Raw genomic sequence first — 211 nt, 5'->3', positions numbered from 1 at the left:
GCAGAGCAGGAAAGAGGGGATTGAACAAATCATGCTCTGCGGTTACTGCTTGTTATTCTTCGGTTTCTAAAGGAATATCAAAGTCCAAAATCATTTTGATAAGTGCTTCTCTGATACGTCCTTTTAATTCCATGTCTACGACTATGCAGACATTACCATATTTGTCGTAGAACGGACGCAAACAACATTTTGATATGTACGGGTCATACAA

The 211-nt window shown here is 38.9% G+C and carries 1 protein-coding gene; it reads right to left on the bottom strand.

All coding sequences use genetic code 11. The features are described from left to right. Nucleotides 1-52: 52 nt before the first annotated feature. Nucleotides 53-211: helix-turn-helix domain-containing protein (locus DXC04_RS11715; protein ID WP_029731713.1), on the bottom strand; the 159-nt coding region annotated here is incomplete at its 5' end.

The sequence above is a fragment of the Dorea sp. OM07-5 genome (assembly GCF_003481355.1).
GTDB lineage: Bacteria > Bacillota > Clostridia > Lachnospirales > Lachnospiraceae > Dorea_D > Dorea_D hominis.
Note: the sequence above shows the minus strand (reverse complement) of the source record. Positions and strands in the feature narration are given on the sequence as shown.